This window comes from Streptococcus didelphis DSM 15616 (genome assembly GCF_000380005.1).
In the GTDB taxonomy this organism is placed as follows: domain Bacteria; phylum Bacillota; class Bacilli; order Lactobacillales; family Streptococcaceae; genus Streptococcus; species Streptococcus didelphis.
The window spans coordinates 363,013-377,715 of sequence record NZ_KB904188.1; the positions used below are offsets into that span (position 1 = coordinate 363,013).

16 protein-coding genes and 1 other annotated feature are annotated in these 14,703 nt (G+C 34.8%); of the genes, 15 read left to right on the plus strand and 1 reads right to left on the minus strand.

Annotated elements, in window-relative coordinates; translation table 11 throughout:
- The first annotated feature begins 59 nt into the window (after window positions 1-59).
- Entirely contained in the window at window positions 60-1,412 is a 1,353-nt protein-coding gene (gorA, locus tag A3GU_RS0101855; protein ID WP_026216412.1) for a glutathione-disulfide reductase, read from the plus strand.
- A 127-nt stretch (window positions 1,413-1,539) separates the two neighbouring features.
- Here gorA and A3GU_RS0101860 read toward each other — a convergent pair whose 3' ends face one another.
- The gene (locus A3GU_RS0101860; protein ID WP_018365839.1) at window positions 1,540-1,965 is read right to left on the minus strand and encodes a DUF6556 family protein; all 426 of its coding nucleotides are present in this window, start codon (window positions 1,963-1,965) and stop codon (window positions 1,540-1,542) included.
- A 228-nt stretch (window positions 1,966-2,193) separates the two neighbouring features.
- Between A3GU_RS0101860 and A3GU_RS0101865 the strand changes: the two genes are divergently transcribed.
- From A3GU_RS0101865 to A3GU_RS0101935, 14 genes are all read left to right on the plus strand, one after another.
- Window positions 2,194-3,336, plus strand: coding sequence for a cysteine desulfurase family protein (locus tag A3GU_RS0101865; protein ID WP_018365840.1), 1,143 nt, complete (start codon window positions 2,194-2,196; stop codon window positions 3,334-3,336).
- 1 nt (window position 3,337) lies between these two features.
- Window positions 3,338-4,552, plus strand: coding sequence for a tRNA uracil 4-sulfurtransferase ThiI (thiI, locus tag A3GU_RS0101870; protein ID WP_018365841.1), 1,215 nt, complete (start codon window positions 3,338-3,340; stop codon window positions 4,550-4,552).
- Between the two features lie 134 nt (window positions 4,553-4,686).
- Window positions 4,687-5,832, plus strand: a complete 1,146-nt coding sequence (locus A3GU_RS0101880) for a CapA family protein (RefSeq protein ID WP_051069441.1) — start codon at window positions 4,687-4,689, stop codon at window positions 5,830-5,832.
- Window positions 5,833-5,941: 109 nt separating this feature from the next.
- Window positions 5,942-6,016: a sequence feature (ribosomal protein L21 leader region), on the plus strand.
- A 33-nt stretch (window positions 6,017-6,049) separates the two neighbouring features.
- Window positions 6,050-6,364 carry a 50S ribosomal protein L21 gene (rplU, locus tag A3GU_RS0101885; protein ID WP_018365844.1) on the plus strand — a complete coding sequence of 105 codons (315 nt, stop codon included), beginning with the start codon at window positions 6,050-6,052 and terminating at the stop codon, window positions 6,362-6,364.
- Window positions 6,365-6,373: 9 nt separating this feature from the next.
- Complete coding sequence (locus tag A3GU_RS0101890) at window positions 6,374-6,697, plus strand: ribosomal-processing cysteine protease Prp (protein WP_018365845.1); 324 nt, start codon at window positions 6,374-6,376, stop codon at window positions 6,695-6,697.
- Between the two features lie 28 nt (window positions 6,698-6,725).
- Window positions 6,726-7,019 carry a 50S ribosomal protein L27 gene (rpmA, locus tag A3GU_RS0101895; protein WP_003082817.1) on the plus strand — a complete coding sequence of 98 codons (294 nt, stop codon included), beginning with the start codon at window positions 6,726-6,728 and terminating at the stop codon, window positions 7,017-7,019.
- 214 nt (window positions 7,020-7,233) lie between these two features.
- Window positions 7,234-8,127 carry a LysR family transcriptional regulator gene (locus A3GU_RS0101900; protein ID WP_018365846.1) on the plus strand — a complete coding sequence of 298 codons (894 nt, stop codon included), beginning with the start codon at window positions 7,234-7,236 and terminating at the stop codon, window positions 8,125-8,127.
- Window positions 8,128-8,146: 19 nt separating this feature from the next.
- Window positions 8,147-8,593 carry a signal peptidase II gene (gene lspA, locus A3GU_RS0101905; protein WP_018365847.1) on the plus strand — a complete coding sequence of 149 codons (447 nt, stop codon included), beginning with the start codon at window positions 8,147-8,149 and terminating at the stop codon, window positions 8,591-8,593.
- Between the two features lies 1 nt (window position 8,594).
- Window positions 8,595-9,491 (plus strand): RluA family pseudouridine synthase, encoded by an 897-nt coding sequence (locus tag A3GU_RS0101910; protein ID WP_018365848.1) that lies wholly within the window; start codon window positions 8,595-8,597, stop codon window positions 9,489-9,491.
- A gap of 248 nt (window positions 9,492-9,739) precedes the next feature.
- A complete protein-coding gene (pyrR, locus tag A3GU_RS0101915) occupies window positions 9,740-10,261 on the plus strand; it encodes a bifunctional pyr operon transcriptional regulator/uracil phosphoribosyltransferase PyrR (protein WP_018365849.1) in 522 nt (173 codons plus the stop codon).
- A gap of 16 nt (window positions 10,262-10,277) precedes the next feature.
- On the plus strand, window positions 10,278-11,537 hold the full coding sequence (locus A3GU_RS0101920) for a uracil-xanthine permease family protein (protein ID WP_018365850.1): 1,260 nt from the start codon (window positions 10,278-10,280) through the stop codon (window positions 11,535-11,537).
- A gap of 46 nt (window positions 11,538-11,583) precedes the next feature.
- Window positions 11,584-12,528 (plus strand): aspartate carbamoyltransferase catalytic subunit, encoded by a 945-nt coding sequence (locus tag A3GU_RS0101925; RefSeq protein WP_018365851.1) that lies wholly within the window; start codon window positions 11,584-11,586, stop codon window positions 12,526-12,528.
- Window positions 12,529-12,761: 233 nt separating this feature from the next.
- Complete coding sequence (locus A3GU_RS0101930) at window positions 12,762-13,991, plus strand: efflux RND transporter periplasmic adaptor subunit (protein ID WP_018365852.1); 1,230 nt, start codon at window positions 12,762-12,764, stop codon at window positions 13,989-13,991.
- Entirely contained in the window at window positions 13,991-14,701 is a 711-nt protein-coding gene (locus tag A3GU_RS0101935) for an ABC transporter ATP-binding protein (protein ID WP_018365853.1), read from the plus strand. Before A3GU_RS0101930 ends, A3GU_RS0101935 begins: the two co-directional genes overlap by 1 nt.
- The last annotated feature ends 2 nt before the right edge of the window (window positions 14,702-14,703 follow it).

The window sequence follows — 14,703 nt, forward strand, 5'->3', positions numbered from 1 at the left end:
TATTCTTGAGGCTATACTTATTTTATGATACATTAATAGCAAGAAAGGTAAGGTTTATCATAATGAAAACATATGATTATATTGTTATTGGTGGAGGAAGTGCAGGTATTGCATCGGCAAACCGCGCAGCCATGAATGGTGCTAAGGTATTACTAATAGAAGCTAGGGAAATTGGTGGTACCTGTGTTAATTTAGGTTGTGTCCCTAAAAAAGTGATGTGGTACGGAGCACAAATTTCAGATACTATTAATCATTATGCTAGAGCTTACGGGTTTGACATTGAACAAAAAGACTTCCATTTCAAGACCTTAAAAGAGAACAGGCAAGCATATATTGACCGTATCCATGCTTCTTATAACAAAAGCTTTGAAAACAACGGTGTTACGGTAGTAAAAGGCTATGCTAAATTTATTGATTCTCATCAAGTAGAAGTTGATGATGAAACGTATCATGCTCCTCATATCTTGATTGCAACAGGTGGCCATCCAATTGTACCTGACCTTCCAGGAGCCGAGCATGGGATTACTTCAGATGGTTTTTTTGGTTTAGATGCTATCCCTAAACGAACTGCTATTGTAGGAGCAGGCTATATTGCTGTGGAAATTGCAGGGCTGATGCATTCATTAGGTTCTGAAACACACCTAGTGGTAAGACATGATAGGCCCTTGAGAACCTTTGATAAGGATATCGTTGAAACCTTGGTTAAGGAAATGGAAAAAGACGGTCCTCAACTACATCCCTTTACAGATGTCGAAAAAGTTGACAAAAATCACGATAAATCCTTAAGTATTTACTTTAAAGATGGTGATAAGCTTGAAGTTGATCAGCTTATCTGGGCTATTGGAAGAAAAGCTAATACCAAGGGATTTGGTTTAGAAAAGCTTGATATCACGTTAAATGCTAAGGGCTACATAGAAACAGATGAATATGAAAACACATCAGTAGAAGGCCTTTATGCTGTAGGAGATATTAATGGGAAATTGGCTCTAACTCCTGTTGCTATAGCGGCAGGCAGAAGACTATCTGAACGTCTATTTAATGGTAAAAAAGAAGAAAAACTAGACTACAGTAATGTAGCAACCGTTGTTTTTAGTCATCCAGCTATTGGCTCGGTTGGTTTAACAGAAGATCAGGCTATCAAACAATTTGGCAAGGAAAACATTAAAGTATACCAGTCAGAATTCACATCAATGTTTACTGCTATAACAGATTACAAGCAAGTTTGTAAGATGAAATTAATTACAAAGGGTGTAGAAGAAAAAATAGTTGGTCTACACGGTATTGGTCACGGTGTGGATGAAATGATTCAGGGATTTGCTGTTGCAATTAAGATGGGTGCTACCAAAGCTGACTTTGATAATACAGTCGCTATTCATCCAACTGGTTCAGAAGAATTCGTCACAATGAGATAATAAAAAGAGGTTGAGACTGATTAAAGAAAAAGCCAACACAATAGGCTTCTGAATGCCAGAATGCTTATAGTGTTGGTTTTTTATATTTGAGGTAAGCTTTGATTCTGTTCTCTTTATTTTTGAGTAATTAAGGATTTGGTAGGCTACTATCAGGGTTAGTATTTTGACTGGTTGAAGGAATGACATTTTGATCAGAAGGACTTGTGGAAGGATTAACGATCTCTGAACTTTGGCTAGTTTTGCTAGAAGGGTCTGGATTATAGGAACTATTTTCGCTAGCCTTTGTAGTATCGTTATTAGTATTTGAAGAAGTGTCTTTTTCAATGATTTTGACAATTGTTGAGGATGTTTTAGTATTTGAATCTTCTTTTTTGGAACCATTTTCTGGATGTAGGGCTCTAGTAATAGTAATGGTTGCTACAATAATACTTAAAATACTACCTACTAAAGCAACTGTTTTTTGAAGAGCCGTTAAACCAGTTTTAATATGTTCTGTTGGGACAGCCTTGTTGCTATCTTTTGTTTTATTTTTTCTAGAATATTGTGATGTCATTATTAGGCCTCATTAATTTTACTTATTTATAGGTGAAAACTTTACAGCAATTAACTAAAAAGTTCATTATATAGTATAAGCTTGAAATCTATCTAAGTCAAAGATTTACCGTAGAAACTTCTTCCTTCATAAGGGCTAAGCGCTAGTGACTAGGGATAAAACCAGCTTCTTTTTCATTTAAAGCATTTTGTGTTACAATAAAGTATTGAGTAAAAATGAGGATAACTAATGATATACTTTGATAATTCTGCAACTACCATACCCTACAGTCAAGCTTTATTGACTTATCAGGAAGTTGCAACTAAAATTTTTGGAAATCCATCTAGCCTCCATCAATTAGGAACAAATGCTAGCCGCATTTTACAAGCGTCTAGAAAGCAAATTGCGAATTTGTTAAATTGTCAGGAAGATGAGATTTTTTTTACCTCAGGTGGAACTGAAAGTGACAACTGGGCTCTTAAAGGAACAGCTTTTGAAAAGTCTTCTTTTGGTAAGCACATTATTATTTCTGATATTGAACATCCCGCTGTTAAAGAAAGTGCACAGTGGTTACAAAAAAATGGCTTTGACCTTAGCTTTGCACCAGTAAATGAAAAGGGATTTGTCGATACTAAAAAATTAGCAGAACTAATCAGAAAAGATACCATTTTGGTCTCCATTATGGCTCTTAATAATGAAATTGGTTCAGTTCAGCCTATAAAAGAAATCTCAGACTTATTAGCTGATAAATTAGGTATTTCTTTCCATGTTGATGCCGTTCAAGCTATTGGAAAAATTCCTCTTGAATCCTTTATGACAGAAAGAGTTGATTTAGCCTCATTTTCTGGTCATAAATTCCATGCTGTTAGAGGCGTGGGAATTCTCTATAAAAAAAGGGGGAAAAGAATTAATTCGTTACTCCATGGGGGAGGCCAAGAATATAATCAACGCTCTACAACAGAAAACCTTCCAGCTATAGCTAGTATGGCTAAGGCTTTACGGATAACTTGTGAAAATGAAGAGCAAGATACTAAAAAAATGAGGGCAATGAAAGAAGTTATCTATAATGCTCTTAAAGATTATCAAGATGTATATCTTTTTTCAGATTTAGAAGGCTTTGCACCTCATATTCTAACTTTTGGGATTAAGGGTGTACGTGGAGAAGTCCTTGTACATGCCTTTGAAAATCATTCCATTTATATTTCAACGACCAGTGCCTGTTCTTCTAAAGCAGGAAAACCAGCTGGAACGCTTTTATCCATGGGAGTAGACCTCAAGAAAGCTCAAACCGCAGTTCGTATCAGTTTAGGTGCTGATAATGATATGGGAGAAGTCGAACAATTCTTAACCTTATTTAAACAAATTTATCAAAAAACAAAGAAAGTCAGATAAAATGCAATATTCAGAAATAATGGTTCGCCACGGTGAATTATCAACTAAAGGAAAAAATCGCATGCGATTTATTACGAAATTAAAGCGTAACATAGAAGATGTTCTAGCTATTTATCCTAATGTCGCTGTACGTTCAGATAGAGATAGGACCCATGTTTTGCTTAATGGAACTGATTACGAACCGGTACTTGAGTCTTTAAAGTTAGTTTTTGGTATCCAGGCCCTCTCTCCTGTCTATAAAATTGAAAAAAGTGTTCCTGACCTGATTGCTGCAGTTCAAACGATAATGACAGACCTATATTATGATGGCTTAAGCTTTAAGATTTCAAGTAAACGCAGTGACCATCAGTTTGAATTAGATAGTCGAGATTTAAATCAAACTTTGGGAGGAGCTGTTTTTGAGGCATTACCCAAGATTAAAGCCCAAATGAAGAATCCTGATATTAACTTAAAAGTTGAAATTCGTGATGAGGCTGCTTATATATCACATGAAGATATAAAAGGAGCAGGAGGCTTACCTGTAGGCACTTCTGGAAAAGGTATGCTTATGTTATCAGGGGGGATTGATTCCCCTGTAGCAGGTTATCTGTCTTTAAAAAGGGGTATGGACATAGAAGCAGTCCACTTTGCCAGTCCACCTTATACCAGCCCTGGTGCCTTAAAGAAGGCTCAAGATTTAACGCAAGCACTCACACGTTTTGGAGGAAATATTCAATTTATTGAAGTTCCCTTTACTGAAATACAAGAAGAGATAAAAAGCAAGGCTCCTGAGGCCTATTTAATGACTCTGACTCGTCGTTTTATGATGCGGATTACAGATGCTTTAAGGGAAAAACGTGCTGCCTTAGTCATTATCAATGGGGAGAGTCTGGGACAGGTTGCGAGCCAAACCCTTGAGAGCATGCAAGCTATAAATGCAGTGACTTCTACACCAATTATAAGACCAGTTGTAACCATGGATAAGCTAGAAATTATTGATATTGCTCAAAAAATTAATACTTTTGATATTTCCATTCAGCCATTTGAAGATTGCTGCACCATTTTTGCTCCAGACCGCCCAAAAACAAATCCTAAATTAGCCAATGTGGAAAAATATGAAGAACGCTTTGATATTGAAGGACTTGTTCAAAGAGCAGTTGAGGGTGTGATAATTACTGAAATTACGCCTGATAGTAAAGAGGATACAATTTCAGAACTGATTAATGATATTCTCTAAAAAGGTTTCCGTAAGGAAATCTTTTTTTCTACTAAAAATGAAACTTGAAAAATGGTATAATAACAAAAAAAGGGGGTCTAGCTTTGAATAATGATGTTATAATAAAAAAAATAATTACTTTTGTCATAAGTCTTATGGTTGCAATTCTTATTTTTTCACTGCTCTATGATTTTTTTGGCTTTCAGAGAAAAGATACCCTTGCTAAGGATACCTTAGATAAGTCTTCCGTCAAAACTGCTAGAATTGTTGCTAATGGGGATATTCTCATACATGATGTTCTTTATACTAGTGCAGAAAAGGCTGATGGTATCTATGATTTCAACCCTTACTTTGAATATGTTAAAGATAGAATTTCTAAAGCAGATTTAGCCATTGGAGATTACGAAGGTACTATTAGTTCAGAATATCCTTTAGCAGGTTATCCCCTTTTTAATGCCCCAAAGGAAATAGCTAGAGCTATAAAAAATGCGGGTTATGACCTTGTTGATTTAGCCCATAACCATATTCTTGATTCTGGACTCGCTGGCGCTATCAATACAAAAAAGACATTTGCAAATCTTGGTATTGATAGTATTGGAATTTATGAAAAGAATCGTCAAAAAGAAGATTTCTTAATTAAAAAGGTTAATGGTATAAAAATTGCTATTTTAGGGTATTCTTATGGTTACAATGGGATGGAAAGTAATCTTACAGAAGAAGATTATCAGAAACATATGTCAGATTTTGACAAAGATAAAATGGAAGCTGAAATAAAAAAAGCTGAAAAATTGGCTGATATTACAATTGTCATGCCGCAATCCGGCATAGAATATGCTTTAGAACCTACAAAAGAACAAAAAGAACTCTATCAATCTATGGTTGATTGGGGAGCAGATATTATTCTTGGAGGTCACCCTCATGTGGTTGAACCAGCGCAAATCATCAAAAAAGATAATACTAAAAAATTCATTATTTATTCTATGGGTAACTTTATTTCTAACCAAAGATATGAAACAGTAGGTGATGTTTGGACAGAACGAGGTCTTTTGATGGATATGATAATTGAAAAAAGAGGAAAGAAGACACTTATAAAAGAAGTTAAGGCTCACCCAACTATGGTCGTAGCTAAACCAAAAGGAATATATAGTAAAGAAGGTTACCAACTTTATAATTACCGGACCCTAGTTTTAGAGGACTTTATAAAAGGTGGTAAATTCAGAGATAAAATAGATAAAGATATTCAAGAAAAAGTAGATCTAGCCTATCAGGAAATGAATGACCATGTTAATCTCAATTGGTAAAAGTAGTTCGCTTTTTGGGAGCTACTTTTTTAATAAAAGTTATAAAAAAACAGTAAAGTACTTGCTTAATAAGGAAATAGTGTTATAATTGTAATGTTGACTATATGCACATCCTGTGCAACCGCGCGAACATCGTAACTAAGTAGATAATATCTCACGATGAGAGGCGAGTCTTCACAGAGGGAAACCTCATAAAAAACTATATAGGAGGTGCATCATGAGCACATACGCAATCATCAAAACTGGTGGAAAACAAGTTAAAGTTGAAGTAGGTCAAGCTATCTACGTTGAGAAAATTGACGCTGAAGCTGGCGCAGAAGTAACTTTTAACGAAGTTGTTCTTGTAGGTGGTGACAAAACTGTGGTTGGTACTCCACTTGTTGAAGGAGCTACTGTAGTTGGAACTGTTGAAAAACAAGGTAAACAGAAAAAAGTTGTTACTTTTAAATACAAACCTAAAAAAGGTAGCCACCGTAAACAAGGTCATCGTCAACCTTATACTAAAGTTGTCATCGACTCAATCAAGGCTTAATTTTATATTATGATAAAAGCGATTTTTACTCGTCATAAAGATGGTTCCTTGCATAGTGTGCAAGTGACAGGCCATGCTGGCAGTGGTGAATATGGCTTTGATATTGTTTGTGCATCAGTTAGTACCCTGGCTATTAATTTCATTAATTCCTTAGAGGCTCTAACTCATACTCAAGCCGATATAAAACTAGATCAAGTTGAAGGTGGATATTTGAAAGTTTCAGTTCCACATGACAATCAGGAGAAGGTTCAACTTTTGTTTGAATCGTTTCTTCTAGGAATGGCTAATTTATCGGAAAATTCTTCAGAATTTGTTCGAACTCAAGTCATCTAAATTTATTTTAAGAGAGGAAAACAACATTATGTTAAAAATGAATCTTGCTAACTTGCAACTTTTCGCCCACAAAAAAGGTGGAGGTTCTACATCAAATGGACGTGATTCACAAGCGAAACGTCTTGGAGCTAAAGCAGCTGATGGACAAACTGTATCAGGTGGATCAATTCTTTTCCGTCAACGTGGTACTCATATCTATCCAGGTGTGAACGTTGGTCGTGGTGGAGACGATACCCTTTTTGCTAAAGTTGAAGGTGTTGTACGTTTTGAGCGCAAAGGTCGTGACAAACGTCAAGTATCTGTATACCCAGTAGCTAAATAATAAAAATTTATAAGAAACTCTCTGTTTTTACAGGGAGTTTTTCTGATTTAAAGTCAATTAGAACAAGTAATGATAACTTGATTTGATACCTTTATTAGATCAGTTCAATGGAGACAAAACTAGCTACATTTTAGAGGTAATAGAAGTAAGATTCATTTTTTTCTTAACCTCCTTTATGGTATAATAAGGTCTAATAGAGTGAGGAAAGAGCAAAATGAATATACAACAATTGAGATATGTAGTAGCTATAGCCAATAATGGTACTTTTCGGGAAGCAGCTAGTAAGCTCTATGTTAGTCAGCCCAGCTTATCTGTTTCTATTAAAGATTTAGAAGAAGAAATGGGTTTTCAAATTTTTAATCGAACTACAACTGGTACTGTTTTGACCAAGCAAGGGCTCTTATTTTATGAAAAGGCTTTGGAAGTTGTAAAATGCTTTGATTCATTCGAAAAACAGTTTTCTCAATCTGATTTAGATCAAAATGAGTTTTCTGTGGCTAGTCAGCATTATGATTTTTTACCACCATTAATCACAAGTTTCTCTGAAAAATACCAAGATCATAAACTATTACGTTTATTTGAATCAACTACAATTCAAATATTAGATGAAGTGTCTCAGGGAAATAGCGAAATAGGGATTATTTACCTTAATGCTCAAAACCAGAAAGGTCTCTTTCAAAGGCTAGATAAGTTAAGCTTAGAATATGTCGAAGTAGTTCCCTTTCAAACCCATATTTATATTGGGAAAAATCATCCTTTAGCCGATAATGCAAGTCTAGTTATTGATGATTTAACGGGCTACCCTGTTGTTAAATTTACTCAGGAAAAAGATGAGTACCTTTATTACTCAGAAAATTTTGTGAATACAAATGACACAAGTCTAGTATATAATGTCACTGATCGTGCTACTTTAAATGGGATTTTGGAGCGAACAGATGCTTTTGCTACAGGATCAGGATTTATAGATAATAGCAGTGTTAATGGTATTAAAGTCATTCCCTTGGTAGATCATATAGAAAATAAGATGGTCTATGTTAAAAGAAAAGATAAAAATTTAAGTTCTGCTGCCCTCACCTTTATTACTTTGTTAAAGGAATACTTTAAATGATAAGAGAGAATGAGAATTAATGAGAATTATAAAATTAACAGTAATAAGTTTACTATTAATTGCCCTAGATCAATTGAGTAAGTTATGGATTATATCACACGTGAATCTGGGAGAGGTCCAAACATTTTTACCAGGTATTTTGAGTTTGACCTATTTGCAAAATAGCGGAGCAGCCTTTTCGATTCTACAAAATCAACAGTGGTTTTTTGCAGCTATGACAGTTCTAGTTGTGGGAGCTGCTATCATTTATTTTTTTAAGACAAAGAATTTAGCTTTAGGAAAAGAGCTAGCCTTGATATTAATTATATCAGGTGGTATTGGCAACTTCATTGATCGTTTAAGGTTAGGTTATGTTATAGATATGATTCATCTTGATTTTATGAATTTTGCTATTTTTAATCTCGCTGATTCCTATTTGTCTGTAGGAGTTTTACTGTTAATGATTAGTCTATGGAAGGAAGAGTAAATTGGAAATAATAATAAAAGAAGCTGGAATACGCTTAGATAAGGCCCTGGCTGACTTAACTGAATTAAGTCGTGGCCAAGCTAATGATGAAATTAAAAAAGGGGAGGTCTTAGTCAACAATCTTCCAAGCAAAGCTAAATACAATGTCAAAGTAGGAGATGTGATTACTTATCAAATTCCTGAAGAAGTAGTTATTGACTTTAAGGCTGAAGATATTCCTATTGATGTGATATATGAGGATGAGGATGTGGCAGTGGTCAATAAAGCTCAAGGGATGGTTGTTCATCCTTCTGTGGGTCATCAGTCTGGGACATTAGTTAATGCTCTGCTATTTCATATCAAAGATTTATCTTCTATTAATGGAGCAATTAGACCAGGAATTGTTCATCGGATTGATAAAGATACTTCAGGATTACTAATGATTGCTAAAAATGATAAGGCACATCGTATCTTATCTGCTGAATTAAAAGATAAAAAGTCATTGAGAAAATATCTTGCTATTGTTCATGGAAATATTCCAAAAGACAAAGGCATGATAGAGGCACCTATAGGTAGGAGTGATAAGGATCGGAAAAAACAAGCAGTTACTGCAAAAGGTAAGGAAGCTGTAACTAGATTTACAGTTTTAGAACGCTTTGATAACTTTACCTTTCTGGAACTGCAATTAGAAACGGGTAGAACCCATCAAATTAGAGTACATATGGCCTACATTGGCCATCCTCTAGCAGGGGATCCTTTATATGGTCCAAGGAAAACTTTAGCAGGAAATGGGCAATTTTTACATGCTCAAACTCTAGGTTTTACCCATCCAAGGACTAATGAGCTGATGACTTTTACAGTTGAAGTTCCTCCTATTTTTCAGGAGACTTTAGAAAAATTAAGAAAAAATACCAAATAAAATCACTCTTTTAATAGAGTTGAAAATGGAATTTGAATATTTTTAAGGATAAATTATTTTAGAAAATACTTGTCTTTAGAAAAATATTTTGCTATACTGTTAAAAATTTAATATTCCTTTAAAACAGTCCCGTGAGGCTGGCAAGGAGAAGATTATGCTATAAATGTGGACTTTTTTTGGTCTACAATTATTTTGTAGAATCTCCTTGTTGTCAAGGAGATTTTTTTAATACACTAAAGGAGGAGCAAATGAAAACCAAAGAAATTCTTGATGAGCTGACAATGAAGAGAGCTATCACACGAATTACCTATGAAATTATTGAACGTAATAAAAAACTTGATAATTTAGTGTTAGCAGGAATTAAGACACGAGGTGTTTTTCTTGCCAGACGTATCCAAGAAAGACTTTCTCAATTGGAAGGGCTTGATATTGCAGTAGGGGAGCTAGATACAAAACCTTACAGGGATGATGTTAAAAGTGAAAAAGATACAACCCTCATGCCTGTTGATATTAATGGTAAGGATCTTATCCTAGTTGATGATGTTCTATATACAGGAAGAACAATCAGAGCAGCTATCGATAATATTTTTACTCTTGGTAGACCAGCAAGAGTTGGTTTAGCAGTTTTAATTGATCGAGGGCACAGGGAGCTTCCGATTCGGGCTGATTATGTTGGTAAAAATATTCCAACTAGTAGTTCTGAAGAAATCATTGTTGAAGTTATCGAGGTTGATGGACAAGATCGTGTTAGTCTTGTGGATCCTTCTTAAGAAATAGAGGTATAAAATGAGAGATGTCATTTACGATGTAGAAGAAATGCCCAAATTTGGAGTTCTGTTTGGACTTTCTTTCCAACACTTATTTGCAATGTTTGGTGCAACTGTCTTAGTTCCAATCTTGGTAGGTATTGACCCTTCTGTTGCTTTGCTGTCTAGTGCTCTTGGAACCTTAGCGCATTTAACTGTTACAAAATTTAAAATTCCAGCCTACATGGGTTCAAGCTTTGCTTATATTGCAGCCATGCAATTATTAATGAAAACAGATGGTATTGGTGCTGTTGCTCAAGGTGCTGTCACTGGAGGTTTGGTTTATCTTCTGGTAGCTCTGATAGTTAAGTTTATTGGGAATGAATGGATTGACAAAATACTACCTCCTGTTGTTGTGGGCCCTATTGTCATGGTTATTGGCTTGAGCTTAGCAACTACTGCTGTTAGTAGTATAATGCTAAAAGATGGAAAATATAGTCTAATCTATCTTTTAATCGGAATGGTAACCTTACTCTCTGTTATTTTCATTAACATCTATGGAAAAGGAATTCTTGCTATCATTCCTATCTTATTAGGGCTTTTAGTGGGCTACCTATTTGCTTTACTTGTAGGAGCAGTAACAGGAGAAGAAATTATTCAATTTGCAGATGTTGCCAAAGCTAAGTGGCTTAATATTCCTAGTGTAGCTGTTCCATTTTTAACCTATAATTTTAAATTATACCCAAGTGCTATCTTAACCATGGCTCCAATTGCATTTGTTACTATGACAGAACATTTTGGTCATGTAATGGTCTTAAATAGTTTAACCAAAAGAGACTACTTTAAAGATCCTGGATTAGAAAAAACCTTAACTGGAGATGGACTTGCTCAAATTATTGCTGGTTTCTTAGGAGCACCTCCTGTAACCTCTTATGGTGAAAATATAGGTGTCATGGCCCTTAATAAAATCTTCTCTGTCTATGTTATTGCAGGTGCAGCAGTTATTGCAGGTCTACTAAGTTTTGTTGGAAAAATATCTGCTCTTATTCATTCAATTCCAGAACCAGTAATTGGGGGAATTTCCATAGCACTCTTTGGGGTCATAGCCTCGAGTGGCCTTAAAATTCTTATTGAGTCAAAAGTTAATATGGATAACAAGAAGAACCTCTTAATTACGAGTGTCATTCTAGTTTCAGGAATTGGAGGACTGATGTTGCAAATCAATGGTTTGCAAATTTCAGGAGTTGCCTTCTCTACTTTACTAGGAATTATTTTATATCAAGTATTGCCTGAAAAATAAGGACAAAGTTTACTTTAGTATTATTTAATTTTGGAAGGAAAAAGAAATGCCAGTAATCAATAACACAGTATCCTTAACACATCTACTTTCCATGGAAAATCTTTCAACCGAGGAAGTTATGGGTCTAATAAAACGAGGTTTAGAATTCAAATCTGGGAAAGTTAATTGTGATAGTCAAGAAAAATACGTCACCTCAAACCTTTTCTTTGAAAATTCAACTCGTACACATAAATCATTCGAAATTGCTGAAAAGAAATTGGGATGTCAAGTTATTGATTTTAATGCTGACACAAGTTCTGTCAATAAAGGAGAGACTTTGTATGACACAATTCTTACGATGAGTGCAATTGGAGTGGATATATGTGTTGTAAGGCATCCCCAAGTTGACTACTATAAGGAATTAATTGAAAGTCCAACCATTAAATCATCTATTGTTAATGGAGGCGATGGTTCAGGCCAACATCCTAGTCAATGTCTCTTAGACCTAATGACTATTTATGAGGAATTTGGCTATTTTGAAGGTTTGAAAATTGCTATTGCAGGAGATTTATCTCATTCGCGCGTGGCTAAGTCAAATATGCAAATTTTAAAAAGGTTGGGGGTTAAACTCTACTTTTCAGGCCCAGAATCCTGGTACTCACCTGAATTTGAAGAGTATGGACAATATGTCATGTTAGAAGATATACTTGATGAACTAGATGTTTTAATGTTATTAAGGGTTCAACATGAACGCCATAATGGTACAGCAGGCTTTTCTAAGGAAGAATATCATCAAAAATTTGGCCTAACACAAGCTGCTTATCAGCACTTAAAAGATAGTGCTATTATCATGCATCCAGCACCTGTCAATAGAGATGTTGAGATTGCTGATTGTCTAGTAGAATCAGAAAAATCTAGAATAGTTGCTCAGATGGAAAATGGGGTTTATGTCAGAATGGCAATTATTGAGGCTGTCTTAAATGGACGCAAGAAGGTGTTACCAGTTGCCTAAAATATAGCATTTACCTACTTATTTTAAAAGCTACTTTTACTATGCAAAAGCTTATTCTTATCTAGGAATAAGCTTTTAGATTACAAAAATGTAAGGGTTGAAGGAAAATAATTTGTTATAATTAAAGCAATATAAGACTAAAATAAATACTAAAGTGGTTATGATTTTCTTGACAATTACTTAAAAAGGTCATATACTTGTCTTATAAAAATAATACAAAATAGGAGTTTAATATGCCAAGAGGGAAAAAGGGAAAAATGACAAAAAAAACACAAACCATTATTGCTGGACTTGTGATTGCGGGAGTAGTTTTAATTGGAACAGTTTTATATTTTCAATCTAAAAATCAAACAAAAGATGTGTCAAAAAAAGATCATTATTCTGCAGTAAATGTAAGTGAAGGTAGCATTTCTTCTTCAACCTTATTATCTGGGACAGTAAAGGCCTTGTCTGAAGAATATATTTATTTTGATCAAAGCAAAGGAACTAATGCCTCAGTAACTGTTAATGTAGGCGATAAGGTAGGACAAGGTCAACAACTTGTTCAATACAATACAACTGTTGCCCAAGCTAATTATGATACTGCAGTGAGAAATAAAAATAAAATTGGTCGTCAAATTAACTATTTACGTACCTATGGTGTTTCAATGCCAGCTAGTGAAACAGCTTCCGAAGGAGCAGGTGCTTCTGCTGCGACAGGCCCAGCAAGCACAGGTTATAATCAACAATTACAAGATTTAAATGATAGTTATGCTGATGCTCAAGCTGAGGTAGATAAGGCCCAATTAGCTTTAAATGATACAGTTGTTGTTAGTGGTGTAGAAGGAACAGTAGTTGAAGTTAATAAAGATGTTGACCCTTCCTCAAAATCTAGCCAAACACTTGTCCATGTTGCTTCAGAAGGACAATTACAGGTAAAGGGAAGTTTAACAGAATATGACTTAGCTAATATTAAGGTTGGTCAAAGTGTTAAAATAAAATCTAAGGTTTATTCTGATAAGGAATGGGAAGGAAAAATTTCTTACATTTCTAATTATCCATCTGATAATAATGCAGCTGCTGCAGATAGTCACTCAGGGCCAGGTGCTTCATCAGCCTCAAATTATGAATATAAGGTTGATATTACAAGCCCTATTAATGAATTAAAACAAGGTTTTTCTGTCTCAGTAGAAGTTGTTAATGAGTCAAAACATGAATTAGTTCCTGTTAATTCTGTCATTAACGAAGGAAAAAAACATTTCGTATGGCTATATGATGATTCTACTGGAAAAGTAAGCAAAACAGAAGTTACTCTTGGTAATGCAGATGCTAAACGTCAAGAAATTGTCAGTGGTTTAAAAGTTGGTCAGATTGTTATTTCTAATCCAGATAAACATATTAAAAATGATAAAAAATTAGATAATGTTAAGTCTGCAGATACTGATACCAAAGGAAATAAAAAAGAATCCGAGGTGAGTAAGTAGTGGCAGAGGAAAAAGAAGAATTAATTAGACTGAAAAACATTGTAAAAAGTTATAAGAATGGTGACCAAAATTTACAAGTTTTAAAAGGAATCGATTTAACAGTTTATGAAGGAGACTTTTTAGCTATAATGGGACCTTCAGGTTCTGGGAAATCCACTTTGATGAATATTATTGGACTTTTAGATCGTCCTAGTAAAGGAGATTACACCCTAAATGGTCAAAAAGTTGAAAAATTGAATGATAAAAAGCTTGCCCAAGTAAGAAATGAGGAAATCGGCTTTGTCTTTCAACAGTTTTTCCTTCTTTCAAGACTTAATGCTATCCAAAATGTTGAATTGCCATTAATTTATGCTGGTGTTGGAGTTTCAAAGCGTAAAGCTATGGCTAAACAATATTTAGAAAAGGTGGAGTTAGAAAAACGGATGAAGCATCTTCCTTCTGAACTCTCAGGTGGACAAAAACAAAGAGTTGCTATTGCAAGGGCTTTGGTTAATAACCCATCCATTATTTTAGCTGATGAACCTACAGGTGCTTTGGATAGTAAGACAGGCAAACAAATCATGCAACTCTTACAGGACTTAAACAAGGAAGGTAAGACAATCATTATGGTTACCCATGAGCCAGAGATTGCCGATTTTGCAAGAAGAAAAATTGTCATCAGAGATGGGGAAATTACAGCAGACACTACTGAAAGTGTCCGGATTGATTAGGG